Origin of the sequence: Methylobacterium sp. BE186 (genome assembly GCF_031457035.1) — a bacterium.
In the GTDB taxonomy this organism is placed as follows: Bacteria; Pseudomonadota; Alphaproteobacteria; order Rhizobiales; family Beijerinckiaceae; genus Methylobacterium; species Methylobacterium segetis.
This window is the reverse complement of the sequence record NZ_JAVDVV010000001.1, coordinates 217,016-238,092: the sequence shown is the minus strand read 5'-3', so window position 1 is coordinate 238,092 and position 21,077 is coordinate 217,016. Positions and strand designations below refer to the sequence as shown.

Sequence of the window (21,077 nt, the reverse complement as noted above, 5' to 3'; positions counted from 1 at the left end):
GGAGACCCGCCATGCTCCGCGTCCCGGCCGCCGGCCTCGCCCTCCCCCTCCTGCTCGCCGCCAGTCCCGCCCGCGCGGCGAGCTTCCCCTGCGAGGGCGTGCAGGCCGCCGACGAGACGGCGATCTGCGCCGACCGGGCGCTCAACGACCTCGACGTCGAGATGGCGGTGCGCTTCGCGATCCTGAAGGAGCTGCTGCCCATGGGCGGGCGGGGCAAGCTGCGGGACGACCAGGAAGCCTGGCTCACCGAGCGCCGCGCCTGCGGCGCCGACCCCGGCTGCCTGCGCGAGGCCTATGCGGGCCGGCTGAAGACCCTGCGGGCGGTCTTCTCGGAATTCGCCAAGCAGGGGCCGTGAGCGGGCGTCAGCGGTCGGATCGTCACTTGGACGAACATAGCTTAAAGGCTATATATGGATTGGGATGTCGTCCTGGGCGACGCGTTCGATGCGGAGTTCGAGACGTTGCCGCGGCCGGTGCAGGACGAATTGCTGGCATCGGCCAAGCTCCTCGCCGTGTTCGGGCCGCAGCTCGGTCGCCCGCACGTCGATACGCTGAACGGGTCCTCCTTCGCGAACATGAAGGAGTTGCGCTTCTCCGCCGACGACGGGGTCTGGCGCGTGGCCTTCGCGTTCGATCCGCGGCGGAAGGCGATCCTGCTCGTCGCCGGCGACAAGGCGGGGATCGGCGAGAAACGATTCTACAAGATCCTGATCGCCAAGGCCGACGGGCGCTACCAAGCCCATCTCGACGGCTTGGCGGAAGCGAAGGGAGACGGCGATGGGCCGCAATCTCGATGACGTGATCGCCGCGCTGCCCGAGGAGCGGCGCGGCGCCGTCGAAGCCCGATTTCAGCGCTTGAAGGACGAGGTCGAAAGCCTCGGCGAGTTGCGTCGCCTGGCCGGCCGCGCGCAGGCCGAGATCGCGTCGGCGCTGCAGATCAAGCAGCCCTCGGTCTCCAAGATCGAGAAGCAGGCCGACCTGTATCTGTCGACCCTGCGGAGCTACGTGGAGGCGATCGGCGGCCAACTCGATCTGATCGTGCGCCTTCCCGCGCACGCGCCGGTCCGCCTCGAGCGTCTCGGAGACGTGACGGCGGCGAAGGCGAGAGCAGGCCGCAGCGCCAAGGCGGCCGGGCGTCGTCCCCGTGCCAAGACCGAGCCTGAAGACCGAGCCTGAGAGCCGATAGGGCCCCCCTCACAGCCGCGCCAGCAGGCGCTCCGCCAGGGGGTTCTCGCCCGCGAAGGCGTAGTCGATGCGGCGCACCGTGACGGAGCGGGCGCCGGCCTCGACCAAGGCGTCCGAGAGCGCGAAGACCGCGTCGGCCGGGCAGCGCAGCACGATCTCGCCGTCCGGGCCTCGCGGGGCGCCGTAGGGCAGCTCCGCCTCGTGGAGCCCCGCGATCGTCGCGAGGTCGATCGACCCGCTCTCCGGGAGCCCCGCCCGGACCTCGCGGGTGGTGCGGGCGCGCTCCTCGGCGGCGATGCGGCCGAGCACGGCGCGCAGAGCCGTCCGCTGGCTCTCGCCCCAGGCGGCGCGCAGCGAGGCGACGAGGTTCGCCTCCGAGCGCAGGATGATGCCGTCGTCGAGGATCTTGAGGGCGTTCGCCTGGAGCGTGGCCCCCGTCGTCGTGATGTCCACAACGATCTCGGCCGAGCCCGCGGCCGGCGCGCCCTCGGTGGCGCCGAGGCTCTCGACGATGCGGTAATCGGCGACGCCCTTCTCGGCGAAGAAGCGGCGGGTCAGGTTCACGTATTTCGTGGCGATGCGAAGCCGCCGTCCGTGATGGGCGCGCATCTCGGCCGCCACCTCGTCGAGGTCGCCCATGGCGCGCACGTCGATCCAGGCCTGGGGCACCGCCACCACCACCGTCGCCTGCCCGAAGCCGAGCGGCGTCAGGAGCTCGACCCGTCCGCGATCGTCCGGCAGCGTCTCGCGGATCAGGTCCTCGCCGGTGATGCCGAGATGGGCCGCCCCGCTCGCGAGCTGGCCCGCGATCTCGGAGGCCGAGAGGTAGCGCACCTCGACGCCGGGCACGCCGACGAGCCGGCCGCGATAATCGCGTGCGCCGGCCCCTTGCGCGAGCTTCAGGCCGGCCCGGGCGAAGAAGGCGGCGGCGTTCTCCTGCAGCCGGCCCTTCGAGGGCACGGCGAGGACGAGGGCCCCATCGGTCTCAGGCATCGGGGGTCTCGCTGGAAGGGGCGTTGCGGGCGGCGCGGTCGAGCCAGAAGGCGCAGCCGACGGCCGGGAGCGGCGCCGGGCTGCCGAGATGGCTGAGGAGCCCGTCGTAGCGGCCGCCGCCGACGAGGGCGGGGCCGGGCCGATCGCCCTCGGCGGGCGCCGTCACCTCGAAGATGAAGCCCGTATAATAGTCGAGGTTGCGCGCGAAGCTCCCCGCGAAGCGGAAGCGCTCCACCGGCAGGCCGCGCGCCGCCATGAAGCCGGTGCGCTCCTCGAACAGGGCGAGCGCGGCCGCGAAGGCGGGCTGGCGCAGGAGCCCGGCCTCGTCGGCGAGCGCCCGCAGGTCGCGCGCCGCCGCGTCCGGATCGCCCGAGATCGCCCGGTAGCGCTCGATCACCGCCCGGTTCTCGGCGTTGAGGCCGGCCCCGCCATTCGCCTGCGCGGCGGCCTTGGCGAGGAAGCGCTCGGCGATCTCGCCCGCGCTGCGCCCGCCCACCGCCGAGATGCCGGCGATCGAGAGCACGTCCTCCACGAAGGCGCGCACGCCCTTGGGGTCCTGGCCCTGGATGGTGGCGAGGAGCCCCGCGTGCCGGTCCTCGCTCTGGGCCGTGTTCATCACCCCGTCGAGGCCGCGGCCGGCGGCGAGCGCCCGCAGCGTGCGGCGCTTGGCGGCCGGCGGCACGCCGAGCCCGTCGAGAAGCGCCACGGTGAGCCCCATGTCGCCGAGCCGCACCTCCGCCTCGGGGCGGCCGAGCAGCGCGAGCCCCTCGAGGGCGAGGCCCAGCACCTCGGCATCGGCGGCCGGCGTGTCGGTCCGCCCGATCGACTCGATGCCGGCCTGCAGGAACTCGTCGGGCTCGTGGCCGCCCAGGCGGAAGACGGGGCCGAGATAGCTGTAATCGGCGACCTGCCCGTCCGCGAGCGCCCGGTGCAGGCGGCAGACGGGGATGGTGAATTCGGGCCGCAGGCAGAGCTCCGTGCCCGCCTCGTCCTGAGTGACGAAGATGCGGCGGCGGATGTCCTCGCCGGAGAGTTCGAGGAAGGGCTCGACGGGCTGCAGCACCGGCGGCGTCACCGGACGGTAGCCCGCCGCGGAGAGATGCGCCGAGAGCCGCGCCGAGAGCCGCGTCTTGGCCTCGTCGGTGCCCGCCGGGCCGCCTGCCTCCGCTCGCATCATGATGGGTCCCGCTCGATGTCGCCCGGCTCTCTAGCAACCGGGGCCGCACTTGGCGACACTTGGCCCCCGCAACCCCTTGAGATGATGGCGCGGACGGTAAAAGCCGGCCCCTCAGCCCCCCGGCTGCGGGAAGTGGCGGGCCAGCACCTCGCGCACGCGCTCGACCATCTCGCCCTCCGGCACCGAGAATTGCGCCGGGCGCGCCGCCTTCCACTCGGCGTTGCTGGCGATGCCCTCGGCGGCCCGGGCGCCCTCGATCAGGTCCTTGATCTGGACCTCGCCGGCCTCGCGCTCGTTCGAGCCCTGGATGACGGCGACCGGCGCGCGCCGGCGGTCGGCGTATTTCATCTGCGCCTTCATGCCGGCGCCGCCGAGATAGAGCTCGGCCCGGATGCCGGCCCCGCGCAGGGCGGCGACGAGGCGCTGGTATTCGGCGATGCATTCCCGGTCGAGGACGAGGACCACGACGGGGCCGGGGCTCTCCGCGCCCTGAACCAGCGGGCTCTTCACGAGCTGCAGCGCCGAGAACAGGCGCGACACGCCGATCGAGAAGCCGGTGGCCGGCACGGGCTCGGACCGGAAGCGCCCGACGAGCCCGTCGTAGCGCCCGCCGCCCGCCACCGAGCCGAAGCGCACCACCTGCCCCTCCTCGTTGGTGACGGGGAAGGTCAGCTCCGCCTCGTAGACGGGGCCGGTATAGTATTCGAGGCCGCGCACCACGCTCGGGTCCGCCCGGATCTGGTCGTGGCCGTAGCCGGCCGCCGCGCAGAGCCGCATGATGGCGTGGAGTTCCGCGATGCCCTCGCGCCCCGTCTCGGATTCGCCGACCACGTCGCTCCAGGAGCGGAAGAACTGCTCCCAGAAATGCACCCGGTCGCCGCCGTCGCTGGGGGAGGCCTGGAACGAGACGTAGGCGAGGATGCGCTCGATCGCGGCCTCGTCGAGCCCCGCGCCCTTGGTGAAGTCGCCGCTCTCGTCCTTGCGGCCGGGGCCGAGCAGGAGGCGCACCCCGTCGGGGCCGAGGCGGTCGAGCTTGTCGATGGCGCGCAGCACGGTGAGGCGGCGCCCGGCCTGATCGGGACCGGCGAGCCCGATCGCCTCCATCATCCCGTCGAGCACCTTCCGGTTGTTCACCTTGATCAGGTACTGGCCCTTCAGCCCGAGCCGGTCGAGGGTGTCGGCGGCCATCATGCAGATCTCGGCATCGGCCGCGACGGAGCCCGCGCCGACGATGTCGGCATCGAACTGCATGAACTGGCGGAAGCGTCCCGGCCCCGGCTTCTCGTTGCGGAAGACGTAGCCGTTGCGGAAGCTCCGGTAGGGCTTCGGGATCGCGTCGAAATTCTCGGCCACGAAGCGGGCGAGCGGCGCGGTGAGGTCGTAGCGCAGCGACAGCCAGGATTCGTCGTCGTCCTGGAACGAGAACACGCCCTCGTTCGGCCGGTCGAGATCGGGCAGGAACTTGCCGAGCGCCTCGGTGTACTCGATGAAGGGCGTCTCCAGCGCCTCGAAGCCGTAGAGCGTGAAGGTGTCGCGGATCACCTCCAGCATCCGCCCCTGCGCCGCGATCGCGTCCGCGCGCCGGTCGAGGAGGCCGCGGGGCAGGCGCGGCTTGAGGGTGTCGGCCTTGACCGTCTCGGCCTTGACCTTCTCCGCCTTGGACATGGCTTGCGTTCGCTTCGTGCTCGCGTCCGGAATGACCCGCCGGGCTCTAACGCGCGCGGGAGGAGGCGGCAAGCGCAGGCTGCCCGCCGCCCACCTCTCCCGTTCGGGAGAGGTCGAGTCCGCGGCACGCGGACGGGGTGAGGGATCAGGTCTTTCCGGAGAGGTCACACCCCTCACCCCCGCCCTCTCCCGGACGGGAGAGGGGGCGCCTCCCGCCGGGCGCGCCCGGGCCTATCCGCCGGAGAGCTTCAGGGTGAGCAGGGCGAGAAGGCCGGCGAGCCCGAGCGGGATCTGCAGCGGGCGCAGCCGCCGGAAGAACAGGGGTGCCTCGCCGCGCGCCGCCGCGATCGGATCGAGCACCGTGATCGCCGCGTAGCCGAGGATGAGCAGGGCGAGCGCGCCCGTCTCCCGCCCCAGGACCGTCGCGACGAGGGCCGAGAAGCCGAGGCCGAACAGGAGCATCATGGTGCCGATCTGCATCGCGGTCGGCCCGCCCTCGGTGCGGAAGGAGACGCCCCGGCGCACGCCCGACAGGAACAGCAGGATGGCCGAGGCCCAGAGCAGGGTCAGCGTCGCGGCCCCGCGCGCGAGGTCGCCGCCCAGGGTCCAGGCGGCGGCGGCACCCGCGAGGAAGGGCAGCATCGGCCCGTAGCCGAGCACCACGCTGAGCCAGGGCGTCTCGCGCGGCTCGTGGGCCGTGACGGTGCGTCCGGTCGCGTCCTGCCGCATCGGCGCTCCCCTGCGTTCGAACCGCACGGGGAACCGGTGCGCCGGGCGCCGGTTCCCGCGGGGTCAGGCCGCCTGCAGGGCGGCCCGGGCCTCGCGGCGGCGGCTGCGCCGGCCCGGCTCGGTGGTGGTGTCGAGCCAGATCACGAGGGCGAGGGCGACGAGGGCCGGGGCGCCGAGGGCGAGGAAGGCGCCCGTCCAGCCGAGGAAGGACTGGGCGAGGCCGCCGTACCAGGCGGAGAGCGCCCCGCCGATGCCCTGCACGGCGTTGACGGTGCCGAGCGCCGTCTGGGTGCGGCCCGAGCCCCAGGTGAGGTCGGCGACCACGACCGGGACCGCGACGCCGACGATGCCCGAGGCGACGCCGTCGAGGATCTCGGCCGAGATCAGCCAGAGCGGATCGTCGATGAAGCCCGAGAGCGCGGCGCGCACGGGCAGCACCGCGATGGCCACGAGGAGGAGCTTGCGGCGCCCGCGCTTGTCGGCGAGCGAGCCGGCGAACAGGGCGACCGGGATCATCACGAGCTGCGCCACCATGACGTAGCGGGCGGTCCAGCTCGTGGCGTCGTCGGCGGTGGCGACGAGCTTCTGGCCGAGCAGGGTCAGCATGCCGCCGTTGCCGAGGTTGAACAGGGCGAGCGCCAGGGCCAGTACCATCAGCTTGCGGTTCGAGAGCACGCTGCGGGTGCCCGCCCGGGCCGGATGGTCGTCCGGATCGTCCTCCTTCCAGCCGACCGCCCGGCGCTCGTTGTAGCAGTGGCCGGGCGTCGTCGCGGTGGCGACGATGGCGAGCACCGCCATGACGCCGAGCACCCAGAAGGCCACCGCCGGCCCGAGATAGGGGGTGCCGACGCTGATGAGGCCGGCCGCGATCAGGATGCCGACATGGTTGTAGGCCTGGTTCCGGCCCTGCTGCTGCGGGAACCTGTCCTTGCCGACGATGCCGAGGGTCAGCGCGGTGACGGCGGGCAGGAGCAGGGTGCCCCCCGCCGCGGCGATGAACTGGGCCGCGAACACGGTGGCGAAGGCCCGGGCCGGCAGCAGGAGCAGGGTCCCGGCGAGGATCGCCGCGCAGGCGGCGCAGATCAGGAGGCGCGGGCGCCCGAGCCGGTCGACGAGGGCGCCGAAGGGTCCGCTGAGGAACAGGGTGCCGACGCCGACCAGGGTGGTCACGAAGCCGATCCGCGCCGGGCTCCACGATCCGGTCTCCGCGAGCCACGTGCCGAGGAACGGCCCGAGCCCGCCCTGGATGTCACCGATGAAGACGTTGATGAGGCCGAGATGCGTTGTGGCGTTCATGGATCCGGGCGCTGGCGGGGGCGGGCCGAGGGCGCCGCCGAGGTCCCTTCAATGCGCAAGCCTGCCTCGAGGGATCCCGAGCGCGGCAATTTTCCCCGGCTCGGATGCCCCGCCTCTCCCGAACGGGAGAGGCCGAGCCCGCGGGACGCGGACCGGATGAGGAATGCGAGGTTTCCGGAGGGGTCGCACCCCTCGCCCCGACCCTTTCCCGAACGGGAGAGGGGGACGGAGCCGGGGAGACGGAGCGCGATCGGGTCGGGTGCCGCGGGGCGGCTCAGGCGTCGAGCGGGCCGCCGGCCTGCTGGGCCTGCGCCTCCAGAGCCTTCTGGCGGTAGAGGCCGACGAAATCGATCGGATCGATGTAGAGGGGCGGGAAGCCGCCGTTGCGCACGGCCTCGGCGACGATCTGCCGCGCGAAGGGGAAGAGCAGGCGCGGGCACTCGATCATCACCGCCGGATGCAGCTGGTCCTGCGGGATGTTGCGCATGCGGAAGATGCCGGCGTACTTCAGGTCGAAGGCGAACAGCACCTCGTTGTTGATCTTCGCGTCGCCCTCCAGCGTCAGCTCGACCTCGAAATCGGCCTCGGCGATCTGCTGGGCGTTGACGTTGACCTGGATGTTGATCTGCGGGCCCTGGCCTTCCTGGGGCTGGAGCGAGCGCGGCGCGTTCGGGTTCTCGAACGAGAGGTCCTTGGCGTACTGGGCCAGCGCGTTGATCGCGGGCGCGTTCTCGGCCTGCGCCGTGGCGCCACCGTTGCCGTTCGGTGCCGGAGAGTCGGCCATGGCGTGTCATCCTCCTCGAAAGTCGTCTCTGGGACGCCCGCGATCCCGGGGCCGTCGCGCACGGGTGGCGGGAGGTGCCGCGTGCCCGGACGCCCCGATCCGCGAACCCGGCGCGGCAGCGCGCTAACACGGCCGCCTCGCTGGAACAAGCAAGCCGGTCGGCCTCAGACGGGGGGCGGGGGACGGGAACCGTACGGCCGCGCCGCCGGGGCGCCGCCCCTTCCCGCGAGGCGGCTCAGATCGCTGGCGCGGCTGCCTGGAACCCTCCGCGACGGCGCCCCATATGCCCTCCATCGCGGATCGTGCCGTCGACGTTCGGCTCGATCCTTGCGCGGGGGTCCGTTAAGAGCCTCTCGCGAAACTCCCGGATCCGCCGTTGCGGGCCGGGGGCTTCCGTGAAACGGGGGGTCTCTGCGGGGTGCTCTCGGAGCCCGACATGAAGCAATCCCTCGACAGGCCGCCTCACCGCCGCCTTGCTCCGGGTGCCTCATGGCAGGCATGGGGAACAACGCGGCGGACCCGGCGGAGCCTCTGGCAGGCGGCGCGGCCACCATCGGATCGGTGATGCAGGATACCTTCGACCTTACGACCCTGATCTTCCTGGCTCTGGCCGTCTTCGTGATCTGGCGCCTGCGCTCGGTCCTCGGCCAGAAGACGGGCACGGAGCGCTCGCCCTTCAAGCCGCTCGACCGCAGCCGCACCGAGCCGCCGGCCGGGCGCCAGGAGGGCGACAACGTCGTGCGCCTGCCCGGCGCCGACCGGGCGCAGGCCGCCGACCGCGGCCAGGCCGCCGTCGCCGAGGCGCGGGACTGGCGCGGCATCGCCGAGCCCGGCTCCGCCGTCGCCCGCGGCCTGGAGCAGGTGGTGCAGATCGAGCCGGCCTTCGACCCGCGCGCCTTCGTCGACGGCGCCAAGTCCGCCTACGAGACGATCGTGATCGCCTTCGCCAAGGGCGACCGCAAGACGCTGCGGACCCTCCTCTCCCGGGAGGTCGGCGAGGGGTTCGAGCGGGCGATCGGCGAGCGCGAGCGCGAGCGCCAGACGGTCGAGACCACCTTCGTCTCGATCGACAAGGCCGAGATCGTCGCCGTCGACGTGCGCAACCGCGTCGCCCAGATCACCGTGCGCTTCCTCTCCAACCTGATCACGGCGACCCGGAACGCCGAAGGGGCCGTCGTCGACGGCAGCGCCGAGACCGTGGTCGAGGTGCCCGATGTCTGGACCTTCGCCCGCACCCTCGGCAGCCGCGACCCGAACTGGCAGCTCGTCGCCACCGAGGCCGGCACCTGACCCTGCTGATGCCGTGCGCGCCCGACCGGTAGGACATCGCGCGGCCCGAGCGGCCGCGCTCGCCGCCTCGCTCCTGATGCTCGCCCTGCCCGGCCCGGCCCCCCACGCGGCCGGGCCGTTGCGCGTCGGCGAGGCCGTGCTGGAGCCCGTCCTGCCCGCGAGCCTGCCCGGCTTCCCCGGCACCGATGCGGCGGCCGCCCTCGACGCCTTCCGCCGGACCTGCGCCGGGGCGCCGCCGCCGCAACTGCCCACGGTGGCGGGTGCCCTCGAGGATCTCGCCTCCGCCTGCCGGGCGGCCGAGGGCGTGTCCGCGGAGGGGGCCGGCGCCTTCTTCGCGGCCCGCTTCGACGCCTACCGGGTGGTGCGGCCGGCCGACGGGGCGAACCCGGAGCGGCGCCTCGGCTTCCTCACCGGCTATTTCGAGCCGGAGCTCGCGGGCTCGCTCACGCGGGACGCGGACCACACGGCCCCGGTCCTCGCCCGGCCCGACGACCTCGTCACCTTCGAACCCGGCGAGACCCGGCCCGGCCTCGACCCGGCGCTGCGCGCCGCCCGCGCCGTCGGGGATCGCCTCGAGCCCTATCCGGACCGGGCCGCGATCGAGGACGGGGCCTTGGCCGAGCGGGGCAGGCCCCTCCTCTACCTGCGCGACGCGGTCGACCTGTTCGTGCTGCAGGTGCAGGGCTCGGGCCGGGTGCGCCTGCCCGACGGGCGCTCGGTGCGGGTGCTCTACGACGGGCGCAACGGCCGCCCCTACACCTCGGTCGGCAAGCTGATCGTGGCGGAGGGGCACCTGCCGCTGGAGGGCCTGACGCTCGCCCGCTGGACGGCGTGGCTGCGGGACAACCCGGCGGAGGGCCGCCGCCTGATGCGGAAGAACGCCTCCTACATCTTCTTCCGCCTCGCGGAGGTGGAGGATCCCGCCCTCGGGCCGCCCGGGGCCGCCGGCGCGCCGCTCGCGCCCGGCCGCAGCCTCGCGGTCGACGCCAACCTCTGGCGCTACGGCCTGCCCTTCTGGCTGGAGGGCCGGCTGCCGAGCGGCGGGGCCGAGGCCGGCCGGCTCGTCGTCGCGGCCGATACGGGCTCGGCCATCGTCGGGCCGGCGCGGGGCGACCTCTATCTCGGCACCGGCGGCGCGGCGGGCGTGGCGGCCGGGAACCTGCGCGACGCGGTCGGCTTCGTGGTGCTGCTGCCGAAGCCCGCGGCCGGGGGGCGCTGAGATGCGGGCGCCCGCATGAGACCGCCCCGGCGAACCCGCGCGCTCACCGAGGCGGAGAGCCGCCTCTGGAACGAGATCGCCCGGCTCGTGACCCCCTTGCGCGGCCGGGCGCGGCCGAAGCCTCCCGAGCCGGAGGCCGCGCCCGCCGCGCCGCGCGCGGCCAAAGCCGCGGCCAACCCGACGCTGAAGGCGACGCTGAAGCCCGCCTCGAAGGCCGCAGCCAAGCCCGGAGCCAAACCCGTAACCAAGGCTCAGGCCCGGATCGCCGCGCCCACGATGCCGCCCTATCAGGCGCCCGTGCCGCCGCCGGCTCCCCCGCCGAGCGGCCTGGAGCGGCGCGCCCGCCTCGGCCTCAAGCGCGGCACGCTGCCCGTCGAGGCACGGATCGACCTGCACGGGCTCTACCAGGCCGAGGCGCACGCCGCCCTCGTCGGCTTCCTGATGCGCTGCCGGGCGGCCGGGCACGCCCACGTCCTCGTCGTGACGGGCAAGGGCGGTCCCACGTTCGACGACGCCTTCTCCGAGCGCGGCGTGCTGCGCCGGAGCGTGCCCCACTGGCTGCGCGGCTCGGAGCTGCGCGGCATCGTCCTCGGCTTCGAGGAGGCCTCGCGCCACCATGGCGGGGCCGGGGCCCTCTACGTCCGGTTGCGCCGCCGTTGAGCGGCCCTCCGCGCCCCGGGGGCCGGCCCCACCGTCTGGTCCGGGACAGCGGCGCCGTACGGGACTTGAGCCGGGACCGGAAACGCGGTATGGACAGGTGCCCTCCTATAAGCGCCGTACCGCATCCATGAGCCGTGAGGGCTCAGCCAAGTCGATGCCCGGGGCCACCAGAACCTGCGTGACCTGACTTGTTGGCGCCCCCGCGGCGCCCGGCGCGAAGCACCATTCCCGTCCCGTCACCGTCCCCCTTTGCCGGTTTTACAGTCCACATGACGCAAACCCCCGATGTCCTCGCCACCGCGGACCTGCCGACCGAGGGCAGCATCATTGCTGCCGAACTCGACGGCATGCGCGAGATCAAGCTGCAGGATCTGAAGTCGAAAACGCCGACCGACCTGATCGCCTTCGCCGAGGAGGTCGAGGTCGAGAACGCCTCGACCATGCGCAAGCAGGAGTTGATGTTCGCCATCCTGAAGCAGCTCGCTGCCAAGGAGGTCGAGATCATCGGCTCCGGCACCGTCGAGGTGCTGCAGGACGGCTTCGGCTTCCTGCGCTCGAACGACTCGAACTACCTGCCGGGTCCGGACGACATCTACATCTCGCCGACCCAGATCCGCCGCTTCGGCCTGCGCACCGGCGACACCGTCGAAGGCCCGATCCGGGGGCCCAAGGACGGCGAGCGCTACTTCGCCCTCCTGAAGGTGAACACGATCAACTTCGAGAACCCGGAGAAGATCAAGCACAAGGTCCATTTCGACAACCTGACGCCGCTCTTCCCCACGAAGCGGTTCAAGCTCGAACTGGACAACCCGACCCGGAAGGACTTCTCGCCGCGCATCATCGACATCGTCGCGCCGATCGGCAAAGGCCAGCGCGCGCTCATCGTGGCGCCGCCCCGCACGGGCAAGACCGTGCTGATGCAGAACATCGCGCAGTCGATCACCCTCAACCACCCCGAGTGCTACCTCATCGTGCTGCTCATCGACGAGCGCCCCGAGGAGGTGACGGACATGCAGCGCTCCGTGAAGGGCGAGGTCATCGCCTCGACCTTCGACGAGCCGGCGACCCGCCACGTGCAGGTGGCCGAGATGGTGATCGAGAAGGCCAAGCGTCTCGTGGAGCACGGGCGCGACGTCGTCATCCTGCTCGACTCGATCACGCGCCTCGGGCGCGCCTACAACACGGTGGTGCCCTCCTCCGGCAAGGTGCTGACGGGCGGCGTCGACGCCAACGCCCTGCAGCGCCCGAAGCGCTTCTTCGGCGCGGCCCGCAACATCGAGGAGGGCGGCTCGCTCACCATCATCGCGACCGCGCTGATCGACACCGGCTCGCGCATGGACGAGGTGATCTTCGAGGAGTTCAAGGGCACGGGCAATTCCGAGATCATCCTGGACCGGAAGGTCTCCGACAAGCGGATCTTCCCGGCCATCGACATCACCCGCTCCGGCACCCGCAAGGAGGAGCTCCTGGTGCCGCCGGACGCGCTCAAGAAGACCTACGTGCTGCGCCGCATCCTCAACCCGATGGGCGTCACCGACGCGATCGAGTTCCTGCTCGACAAGCTGCGCCAGACGAAGAGCAACGGCGACTTCTTCGACTCCATGAACACCTGAGCCGCGAGGGGCCGCGCCCGCGCGCGGCCCCCCTCGCCGGACGCGCGCCCGCATGGCGAGCCCCTCCACCCTCTTCGCCCCCGCGAGCGGCTTCGGCCGCGCGGCGATCGCCGTCATCCGGCTGACCGGCCCGGTCTGCGAGCCGCTTCTCGCCGCGCTCGCGGGTGCCTGCCCGCCGCCGCGCCGCCTCAGCCTCAGGACCCTGCGCGACCCGCAGACGGGCGAGGTCCTCGACCGCGCCCTCGTCGCGTGGCTGCCCGGCCCGGCGACCTATACCGGCGAGGACATGGCGGAACTCCATCTCCACGGCGGTCTCGCCGTGCGCGCGGGTGTGATCCGGGCCCTCTCCGCCTTCCCCGGCTGCCGGGCCGCCGAGCCCGGTGCCTTCACCCGCCGCGCCGTCTTCAACGGGCGCCTCGGCCTCACCGAGGCCGAGGGCATCGGCGACCTGATCGACGCGGAGACCGAGGCGCAGCGGCGCCAGGCGCTCCGCCAGCTCGACGGGGCGCTCGGCCGTCAGGTCGCCGCGTGGCGGACCCGGGCGATCGCGTGCCTCGCGGGCGCCGAGGCGGCGCTCGACTTCTCCGACGAGGGCGATGTCGACGAGGCGGGCCTCGACGCTGCCCTGATCGGCAAGGCGGCCGACCTGCGCGACGAGATCTCCGCCGCCCTGCGCGACGATCGCCGCGGCGAGCGGCTGCGCGAGGGCTTCCACGTGGTTCTCGCCGGGCCGCCGAATGCGGGGAAATCCACCCTCCTCAACGCGCTCAGCCGCCGCGAGGCGGCGATCGTCTCCGACGTGCCGGGTACCACTCGCGATGCGATCGAGGTCCGCTGCGATCTCGGCGGCCTGCCCGTGATCCTCGTCGATACGGCGGGCCTGCGCGAGACGGAGGATTGCGTCGAGGCCGAGGGCATCCGGCGCACGCGAGCGCGCATGGCGAGCGCCGACCTCGTGCTGCACCTCTCGGCCGCGGACGCGCCCCCGTCGGCGGATCCCGGGCCGTCGGGGCTCGCCGTGACCACCAAGGCGGATCTGGCGGAGCCGGGCGGTCCCGGCCTGTCCGTCTCGGCGCTGACGGGGCAGGGCCTCGACCGCCTGCTCGACGCGATCGAGGCGGCAGCGCGCGGTGCGCTCGGCGGCGGCGACGCCCTCATCACCCGCGAGCGGCACCGTGCGGCGCTCGCGCGCTGCGTCGAGAGCCTCGACCGGGTGGTGGCCGGTGCCCCCCTGCCGGAACTCGTGGCGGAGGATCTGCGCCTCGCGGTGCGCGCCCTCGGCGAGGTCGGCGGCCATGTCGGCGTCGAGGAGATGCTCGACCGGCTGTTCTCCGGCTTCTGCATCGGAAAGTGACGAAGTCCGCCGAAAAAACAATCAAAACAATGACTTAGCGAGATACATCGCCATCGTGCGCGCCACGGCGCGCGCCCTTTCCCGTTCGGGTGAGGGTTCGCGTGAGGGGTGCGACCTCTCCGAAAACCTAGGCCCCCTCACCCGGTCCGCGTCCCGCGGGCTCGACCTTTCCCGAACGGGAGAGGTGGGGGCGCTCCGATCGATCCGGCCCGTCGCGTTGACGGAAATCCCGCGCGGCGCGTAATCACCGCCCATGCGCGCATTCTCTTCCCCATCCTACGACGTCATCGTCGTCGGCGGCGGCCATGCCGGCGTCGAGGCGGCCGCGGCCTCCGCACGGTTCGGCGCCCGCACCGCCCTCGTCACCCACGATCCGACAACGATCGGCGCCATGTCCTGCAACCCGGCGATCGGGGGCCTCGGCAAGGGTCATCTCGTCCGGGAGGTCGACGCCCTCGACGGGCTGATGGGGCGCGTGGCGGATGCGAGCGGTATCCAGTTCCGGTTGCTCAACCGGCGCAAGGGTCCCGCCGTGCGCGGCCCCCGCACGCAGGCCGACCGCAAGCTCTACGCGGCCGCGATGCAGGCGGCGGTGGCGGAGACAGGCGGTCTCGACGTGGTGGCGGGCGCCTGCGAGGATCTCGTCGTGGCGCAGGGCCGCGTGGCCGGCGTGACGCTCGCCGACGGGCGCACCCTCCCCTGCGGTGCCGTCGTGATCACCACCGGCACGTTCCTGCGCGGGCTCATCCATATCGGCGAGGTCCAGGTGCCGGCAGGCCGTGTCGGCGAGGCGCCGGCCCTCGGGCTTGCCGCCACCCTCGACCGTCTCGGCTTCGGCTTGGGCCGCCTCAAGACGGGGACGCCGCCGCGCCTCGACGGCCGTACCATCGATTGGGCGAGCCTGGAGATGCAGGAGGCCGATGCGGAGCCGGTTCCCTTCTCGACGCTGACGGAGCGCATCACCACGCCGCAGATCCGCTGCGGCATCACCCGGACGACACTCGCCGCCCATGACCTGATCCGCGCGAACCTTCATCGCTCGCCGATGTATTCGGGGGGCATCGCGAGCCGCGGGCCGCGCTATTGCCCCTCGATCGAGGACAAGGTGGTGCGCTTCGGCGACCGCGAGGGCCACCAGATCTTCCTGGAGCCGGAAGGGCTCGACGATCCCACCGTCTACCCGAACGGCATCTCGACCGCCCTGCCGGACAGCGTGCAGCGCGATCTCATCGCCCTGATCCCCGGGCTGGAGCGCGCCGCGATCGTGCGGCCGGGCTACGCCATCGAGTACGATTACGTCGACCCGCGCGAGCTCGAGGCGAGCTTGCAGACGAAACGCCTGCCCGGGCTGTTCCTCGCCGGGCAGATCAACGGCACCACCGGCTACGAGGAGGCGGCGGCGCAGGGGCTCGTCGCTGGCCTCAACGCGGCCCGCTCGGCCGGCGGGAGCGCGCCCGCGCTCTTCGACCGGGCCGAATCCTATCTCGGCGTGATGATCGACGATCTCGTCACCCATGGGGTGAGCGAGCCCTACCGCATGTTCACCTCGCGCTCGGAATACCGGCTGTCGCTGCGCGTCGACAATGCCGACGAGCGGCTCACCCCGCGCGGTCTGGCCTATGGCTGCGTCGGCTCCCGGAGGGCCGCCCATTTCGAGGCGACGCAGGGCGAATTGCAGATCGTGCGCGCGCGGCTCGACGGTTTGAGCCTGACGCCGGACGAGGCCCGTCGCCACGGCATCAGCCTCAATCGCGACGGCATTCGCCGTACGGCTTTCCAGCTCCTGTCCTATTCCGAGATCGACTGGGCGCGGCTCGCCGCGGTCTGGCCGGAACTCGGGCAGGTCCGGCCGCAGGTCGCGGACCGGCTCCGGACGGATGCAACCTACGCCGTCTATCTCGACCGCCAGCAGGCCGACATCGCCGCCTTCCGGCGCGACGAGGCCGTGGCCCTGCCCCCTCGCCTCGATTACGCGGGCATCGCCGGGCTCTCGAACGAGATGCGCGCGAAGCTCGAGGCCGTGCGGCCCGGCACGCTCGGTCAGGCGGCGCGCATCGAGGGCGTCACCCCGGCCGCCCTCACCCTGCTCGCGGCTCATGCGCGCCGAGGCGGCCGCGACGCGGCCACGCGATGATGTCGGACCGGGATCGCGTCCTCGCGGCGGCCGGTGTTTCACGTGAAACAGCCGAGCGGCTCGATCTCTACGTGGCGCAGCTCCGGCGCTGGCAGGGTGTGAAGAACCTCGTCGGACCCGCGACCCTCGCCGAGGTCTGGACACGGCACGTCGCCGACGCCCTGCAACTTCTCGCCCTGGCGCCGGAGGCGAGGACGTGGCTCGATCTCGGTTCGGGCGCCGGCATTCCCGGCCTGATCCTGGCCATAGCAGGCGCCGGGCGGCCGGGATTTCGGGTCGATCTCGTGGAGAGCAACGCGCGCAAATGCGCCTTCCTGACCGAGGCGATCCGCGTGACCGGCGCCCCGGCCCGGGTCCGCAACGCCCGGATCGAGGTGGTGATCGGCGATCATCAGGGGGTTGAGATCGTCTGTGCGCGGGCGCTCGCCTCCCTCGACCAGCTCCTCGCCTGGACGGAGCCGGTGTTGAAATCAGGCACCACCGGCCTGTTTCCGAAGGGCCGGGAGGTCGGGGCGGAATTGACCGAAGCTGCGCGGCGGTGGAGATTCGTTTACGATCTGCTGCCGAGCCAGACCGACTCGGCGGCGCGGATCGTCCGCGTCACCGCCCTCGACCGCGTGGAGCCATGACGAGCGACACTCCTTCTCCCGCCGCCGAGACCAAGCGTCCGCTGCGGATCCTGGCCCTCGCCAACCAGAAGGGCGGCGTCGGCAAGACGACGACGGCGATCAATCTCGGCACCGCGCTGGCCGCCATCGGCGAGACCGTGCTGGTGTTCGACCTCGACCCGCAGGGCAACGCCTCGACCGGGCTGGGCATCGACCGGCGCCAGCGGCGCGTCTCGACCTACCACGTGCTCGCCGGCGACGCGGCCCTGTCCCAGGCCGTGATCCCGACCGCGGTGCCGCGCCTCTCGGTGGCGCCCTCGACCATGGACCTGCTCGGGCTCGAACTGGAGATGGCGAGCTCCGCCGACCGCTCGCACCGCCTGCGCAACGTCCTCAAGGACATCAACGCGCCGGGCACCAGCACGGAGGCCGTCACCTACGTCCTGATCGATTGCCCGCCCTCCCTGAACCTCCTGACCATCAACGCGCTCGCGGCCGCCGACGCGGTCCTGGTGCCGCTGCAATGCGAGTTCTTCGCGCTCGAGGGCCTCAGCCAGCTCCTGCGCACGGTCGAGCAGGTCCGCGGCGCCCTTAACCCGCGCCTGACCATCCAGGGCATCGTGCTGACCATGTTCGACCCGCGCAACAATCTCTCGGCGCAGGTAGTCGCGGATGTGCGCGGCTTCATGGGCGAGAAGGTCTACGAGACCATGATCCCCCGCAACGTGCGCGTGTCCGAGGCGCCGTCGCACGGGAAGCCGGTCCTGCTCTACGACCTGAAATGCGCGGGCTCGCAGGCCTATCTGCGCCTCGCCTCCGAGGTCATCCAGCGGGAAGGCCGCATGCCCGTGGCGGCATGAGGCGGCCCGCCTTCAGCGTATCGAACAGCGTAACGGAGTTCAGCGAGTGGCAGCGATGGCGGACGACTCGGCACGCCCCCGCCTGGGGCGCGGCCTCGCGGCCCTGATCGGGGATTTCGGGCAGGACGGCGCGGACGGCGCCCGCCCGGAGAGCCAGCGCAAGGTCGCGGTGGAGTTCCTGCGGCCGAACCCGCGCAATCCTCGCCGCCGCTTCCAGGAATCGGATCTTGAGGAGCTCTCGGCCTCGATCCGGACCCGCGGCGTCATTCAGCCGATCGTGGTGCGGGCGCTGGCGAACGTGCCCGGCACCTACGAGATCGTGGCGGGCGAGCGGCGCTGGCGCGCGGCCCAGCGCGCCGGCCTCACCGACGTGCCGGTCGTCGTCGTCGAGATCGACGACAAGACCTCGCTCGAATACGCGATCCTCGAGAACGTCCAGCGCACCGACCTCAACGCCATCGAGGAGGCCGCGGGCTACGAGCGGCTGATGAGCGAGTTTGCCTACAGCCAGCGGGAACTCGCCGACATCCTCGGCAAGAGCCGCAGCCACCTCGCCAACACCCTGCGCCTGCTGCAACTGGCACCGACCATCCAGGACCGGGTGACGGCGGGCGAGATCACGGCGGGCCACGCCCGCGCGCTCCTCGGCGTGCGCGATCCCGAGGGCGTGGCACGGCGCATCGTGGCGGAGGGTCTCTCCGTGCGCGAGGTCGAGGCGCTCGCCTCCGCCGAGGTGCCGGAGAGCGACGAGCCCCGTCCAGGCCGGCCCCGCCGCGGCCCCGAGAAGGACGCCGCCCTTCGCTCCCTGGAGCAGAGCCTGACCCGTGCCCTCGGCCTCGGCGTCGTGGTCAAGGCGAAGGCGGACGGGGTCGGCGAGATTCGCATCCGCTACGGCAGCCCGGACGAGCTCGAGGCGCTGCGGCGCCGGCTCGACGGGGCAGTCGGCTGAATTCTACGGCTCGCGCCTCAGGCCCGGCACCAGGGCGGAGAGACGATCCTTCATGGTCAGGCGGGCAGGGCGCCGCATGGCGGGCGGTGGGCCGCCGCCCGGCCCTGGCTCCGGGCGCTCAAGGCGCCCGCCCCGGCTCTCGCGCCGCTCCCCGCCCCGCGCGTCCCGGCTGCGGTCGACGCCGAGGGTGAGGCTCGCCACGTAGCGCTCCGCCTCCTCCTTCACGGCGCAGAAGGCGCGGCGCTGCGGATCCTCCTCGTTGGCGATCCCGTCATTGGCGTTGACGATGAAGCGCTCGGCCCGGCGGCCCTGATAGGCGGGCACCTGCGTGTAGAGGAACTCGTTGAGCGCGTCGGGAAAGTAGATCTGCCCCGTCAGCATCGTGCGGGCGTCGAGGAAGACCTTGACGTGGATGTGCGTGGCCCGGCCCGCATACCAGCCGGGATAGATCGTCTCGAAGCCGACCCACCCGGCCGCATCCGTACTCTGGCTGCCGCGCAGAAACGTTCGCCCGGACGTGTCGAGGCTGCGCGAATCCCCCTGCCCCGGATAGCCTGAATAGAGCCCCTGCGCGTCGCAATGCCAGATGTCGACACGGGCGCCCGGCACGGGCCGGCAGGAGCCCGCCTCCACGATGCGCAGGCGCATCCGCAGGGGTACGCCGGGCCGCCCCTCGGTGATGTCGGTACGCACGAGTCGGGGGTCGCGATAGAACGGCCCCTCGATCGATTGGGGGGTCAGGACGCAGATCTCGGCCTCGCCCTCGGCGGGCGTCGCGGCTCGCGCACCCCGCGGCAGGAGGCCGGCGGCGCCCGCGCCGAGCGCAGCGAACAGGCTGCGGCGGGAGGTGAAGTGAGGCATGGCATCCTCCGGAGAGCGGGTCGATCCGCGCCGCTTGCCCGGAACCGATAGCACGCGTCACCAGGAGCGGCGTAGCTCCCGCCCGGCGCTCCGCCCTACCCCCGGCGGCGCGATCCGCCCGCGATGCGCAGGAGCGCGGCCGAGGCGTGGGCATGGGCGAGATCCGGACCCGCCCGGCGGGAGGCGAGCACGGCCTCCTGCAGGATCTGCACGGCCTGGCGGAGGGCGGCCGGCGACCAGCGCGCGAGCTGCGCCTCGACATCCGCCCGCCTGCGGAAATGCAGGCCGCGCCAGCCCGCCGCCATCAGGCTCGGGCTCTTGCCCTCTCCGGCGAGGCGCGTGGCAAGGAGCGTGAGCGCGTGGCGCAGGGCCGCGCCGAGGATCACCGAGCCGTCGAGCCCCTCGTGGCGGAAGCGGCGGAAGTCCCGCTCGACCTCGCCGCCGCGCCCGGTGAAGGCAGCATCGATCAGGGTGTTGAGCACGCTGCCCGCGACGTCGCTCACGATAGCCTCGACGTCGTCGCTGGTGACCGCCTCCTGGCCGGATGCGTAGAGCGCCAGCTTCTCGATCTCGGACAGGCTGGCGCGCCGATCCCCGCCGAGGCTCGCCACGAGGAGGTCGCGCGCGTCCGAGGCGATCTTGAGGCCCCTGTCCTGAAGGGTCTGGCGGACGAGCTCGGCGAGCGCCCGCTCGTCGTCCGGGTAGCAGGGCAGGGCGAGCGCCCGGGCCGAGCGCTCGCAGAGCGTGCGAAGCGGCGCGGATTTTCCGAGATCTCCCCCTTCGACGACGATCCGGGTTCCGGTGATCTCGCTCTTGAGGACGGCCTCGACGGCAGGGGCGTAGTTGCGGCTGCCGGCCTTCACCCAGATCGTGCGCCGGTCCCCGAAGAGGCCGACCGTGCCGGCCTCGTCGATCAGGCGGCCGGGATCGGAGGCGAGAACGTCGCCGTCGATCTTCACGAGGGCGAACGGGTCGTCGGGATCGGCGACCGCGGCCTCGGCCAGGCGCTTCGCGCGCTCGCCGACGAGGCCGGTATCGGGACCGTAGACGAGGATGACCGGGATCTTCGGATCGGGCCCGCGCCGGATCAGGCCCTCGACATCGACCGCCTTGACCGCCGTCAAGGCTTGGCCGCCATCACCGAGGCGATGCGGGTCTTGATCTGGTCGGCGAGCACCTTGGCGAGGCGGATCTCGGCGTCGCGTGCGGCCCGCAGGGAGGCGAAGCGCTGGACCGAGCGGTCGTAGGTGGCGGTCGAGGTCGCGACGCCCTCGGTGATGATGCGGGTGCCGTCGAGGGATTCGAGGGCGTATTTGACGTTGGCGATGATGGTGCCGGACTCGGCGCGCCCCGTCTGCGAGGAGACGATCGGCGTCTGCACCGTCTCGCTGCCCTGCATCTTGAGGCGGTAGCGCTTCGCGGCGGGCTGGCCCGATCCGTCGAGATCGAAGATCAACTCGCTGCGGAGATAATGCCCGATGCGCTCCTGGCCCTGCGCCATCGCGATGTCGTCGACCTGGATCGAGGCGAGCAGGGCGCCCATCGGCTCGCCCGAGGCGGTCGGCCCGTAGAGGGGGCGGAAGCAGGCCGAAAGGTTCACGGCAAGCGCGCCCGCGAGGGCGAGCCGCGCCGCTCTGGCGGCGATCCCACGCTTCATCTCGGCCCGAGCCCCACGCATCATCGCCCGCCGCTGCCCCGCT

At 72.6% G+C, this 21,077-nt stretch carries 21 protein-coding genes; 12 read left to right on the top strand and 9 right to left on the bottom strand.

From position 1 onward, the window contains the following. The first annotated feature begins 11 nt into the window (after positions 1 to 11). Genes J2X36_RS01100 through J2X36_RS01090 form a run of 3 tightly spaced genes read left to right on the top strand, consistent with a single transcriptional unit; the run spans position 12 to position 1,176 of the window. Positions 12 to 356 carry a lysozyme inhibitor LprI family protein gene (locus J2X36_RS01100; RefSeq protein ID WP_310345063.1) on the top strand — a complete coding sequence of 115 codons (345 nt, stop codon included), beginning with the start codon at positions 12 to 14 and terminating at the stop codon, positions 354 to 356. A gap of 54 nt (positions 357 to 410) precedes the next feature. Then, the gene (locus J2X36_RS01095) at positions 411 to 797 is read left to right on the top strand and encodes a type II toxin-antitoxin system RelE/ParE family toxin (RefSeq protein ID WP_310345060.1); all 387 of its coding nucleotides are present in this window, start codon (positions 411 to 413) and stop codon (positions 795 to 797) included. After that, on the top strand, positions 778 to 1,176 hold the full coding sequence (locus J2X36_RS01090) for an XRE family transcriptional regulator (RefSeq protein WP_310345057.1): 399 nt from the start codon (positions 778 to 780) through the stop codon (positions 1,174 to 1,176). Before J2X36_RS01095 ends, J2X36_RS01090 begins: the two co-directional genes overlap by 20 nt. Before the next feature lie 18 nt (positions 1,177 to 1,194). On the opposite strand, the gene hisG is transcribed toward J2X36_RS01090, so the two are convergent. From hisG to secB, 6 genes are all read right to left on the bottom strand, one after another. Further along, positions 1,195 to 2,178, bottom strand: coding sequence for an ATP phosphoribosyltransferase (gene hisG, locus J2X36_RS01085; RefSeq protein ID WP_132254619.1), 984 nt, complete (start codon positions 2,176 to 2,178; stop codon positions 1,195 to 1,197). Next, positions 2,171 to 3,355: an ATP phosphoribosyltransferase regulatory subunit gene (locus J2X36_RS01080; protein WP_310345052.1), complete on the bottom strand. Its 1,185-nt coding sequence runs from the start codon at positions 3,353 to 3,355 to the stop codon at positions 2,171 to 2,173. Before J2X36_RS01080 ends, hisG begins: the two co-directional genes overlap by 8 nt. A 111-nt stretch (positions 3,356 to 3,466) precedes the next feature. Next, positions 3,467 to 5,020, bottom strand: a complete 1,554-nt coding sequence (gene hisS / locus J2X36_RS01075) for a histidine--tRNA ligase (protein WP_310345050.1) — start codon at positions 5,018 to 5,020, stop codon at positions 3,467 to 3,469. Positions 5,021 to 5,251: 231 nt separating this feature from the next. Then, positions 5,252 to 5,749 carry a DUF3429 domain-containing protein gene (locus J2X36_RS01070; RefSeq protein ID WP_132254622.1) on the bottom strand — a complete coding sequence of 166 codons (498 nt, stop codon included), beginning with the start codon at positions 5,747 to 5,749 and terminating at the stop codon, positions 5,252 to 5,254. A gap of 63 nt (positions 5,750 to 5,812) precedes the next feature. Then, positions 5,813 to 7,045, bottom strand: a complete 1,233-nt coding sequence (locus J2X36_RS01065; protein ID WP_310345045.1) for an MFS transporter — start codon at positions 7,043 to 7,045, stop codon at positions 5,813 to 5,815. Positions 7,046 to 7,319: 274 nt separating this feature from the next. After that, complete coding sequence (gene secB, locus J2X36_RS01060; protein WP_132254624.1) at positions 7,320 to 7,829, bottom strand: protein-export chaperone SecB; 510 nt, start codon at positions 7,827 to 7,829, stop codon at positions 7,320 to 7,322. 564 nt (positions 7,830 to 8,393) lie between these two features. Here secB and J2X36_RS01055 point away from each other — a divergent pair. From J2X36_RS01055 to J2X36_RS01015, 9 genes are all read left to right on the top strand, one after another. After that, complete coding sequence (locus J2X36_RS01055) at positions 8,394 to 9,119, top strand: Tim44/TimA family putative adaptor protein (RefSeq protein WP_132254625.1); 726 nt, start codon at positions 8,394 to 8,396, stop codon at positions 9,117 to 9,119. Positions 9,120 to 9,195: 76 nt separating this feature from the next. Next, entirely contained in the window at positions 9,196 to 10,338 is a 1,143-nt protein-coding gene (locus J2X36_RS01050) for a murein transglycosylase A (protein WP_310345561.1), read from the top strand. Positions 10,339 to 10,353: 15 nt separating this feature from the next. Continuing rightward, positions 10,354 to 10,998 (top strand): Smr/MutS family protein, encoded by a 645-nt coding sequence (locus J2X36_RS01045; protein ID WP_310345038.1) that lies wholly within the window; start codon positions 10,354 to 10,356, stop codon positions 10,996 to 10,998. Positions 10,999 to 11,267: 269 nt separating this feature from the next. Next, positions 11,268 to 12,611, top strand: a complete 1,344-nt coding sequence (gene rho, locus J2X36_RS01040) for a transcription termination factor Rho (RefSeq protein ID WP_405029704.1) — start codon at positions 11,268 to 11,270, stop codon at positions 12,609 to 12,611. Between the two features lie 52 nt (positions 12,612 to 12,663). After that, a complete protein-coding gene (gene mnmE, locus J2X36_RS01035) occupies positions 12,664 to 13,965 on the top strand; it encodes a tRNA uridine-5-carboxymethylaminomethyl(34) synthesis GTPase MnmE (protein WP_310345036.1) in 1,302 nt (433 codons plus the stop codon). A gap of 253 nt (positions 13,966 to 14,218) precedes the next feature. After that, a complete protein-coding gene (mnmG, locus tag J2X36_RS01030) occupies positions 14,219 to 16,099 on the top strand; it encodes a tRNA uridine-5-carboxymethylaminomethyl(34) synthesis enzyme MnmG (protein WP_310345032.1) in 1,881 nt (626 codons plus the stop codon). After that, positions 16,099 to 16,728, top strand: coding sequence for a 16S rRNA (guanine(527)-N(7))-methyltransferase RsmG (gene rsmG, locus J2X36_RS01025; RefSeq protein ID WP_405029711.1), 630 nt, complete (start codon positions 16,099 to 16,101; stop codon positions 16,726 to 16,728). The genes mnmG and rsmG overlap by 1 nt, the downstream gene beginning before the upstream one ends. After that, the gene (locus tag J2X36_RS01020; RefSeq protein WP_132254629.1) at positions 16,725 to 17,567 is read left to right on the top strand and encodes a ParA family protein; all 843 of its coding nucleotides are present in this window, start codon (positions 16,725 to 16,727) and stop codon (positions 17,565 to 17,567) included. The genes rsmG and J2X36_RS01020 overlap by 4 nt, the downstream gene beginning before the upstream one ends. A gap of 55 nt (positions 17,568 to 17,622) precedes the next feature. Continuing rightward, complete coding sequence (locus tag J2X36_RS01015) at positions 17,623 to 18,516, top strand: ParB/RepB/Spo0J family partition protein (protein ID WP_310345024.1); 894 nt, start codon at positions 17,623 to 17,625, stop codon at positions 18,514 to 18,516. A gap of 3 nt (positions 18,517 to 18,519) precedes the next feature. Here J2X36_RS01015 and J2X36_RS01010 read toward each other — a convergent pair whose 3' ends face one another. From J2X36_RS01010 to lptE, 3 genes are all read right to left on the bottom strand, one after another. Continuing rightward, positions 18,520 to 19,377, bottom strand: a complete 858-nt coding sequence (locus J2X36_RS01010; RefSeq protein WP_310345022.1) for an intradiol ring-cleavage dioxygenase — start codon at positions 19,375 to 19,377, stop codon at positions 18,520 to 18,522. Positions 19,378 to 19,472: 95 nt separating this feature from the next. Next, on the bottom strand, positions 19,473 to 20,501 hold the full coding sequence (gene holA, locus J2X36_RS01005) for a DNA polymerase III subunit delta (protein WP_310345018.1): 1,029 nt from the start codon (positions 20,499 to 20,501) through the stop codon (positions 19,473 to 19,475). Further along, positions 20,498 to 21,058 carry an LPS assembly lipoprotein LptE gene (gene lptE / locus J2X36_RS01000; protein ID WP_405029703.1) on the bottom strand — a complete coding sequence of 187 codons (561 nt, stop codon included), beginning with the start codon at positions 21,056 to 21,058 and terminating at the stop codon, positions 20,498 to 20,500. The genes holA and lptE overlap by 4 nt, the downstream gene beginning before the upstream one ends. Between the last annotated feature and the right edge of the window lie 19 nt (positions 21,059 to 21,077).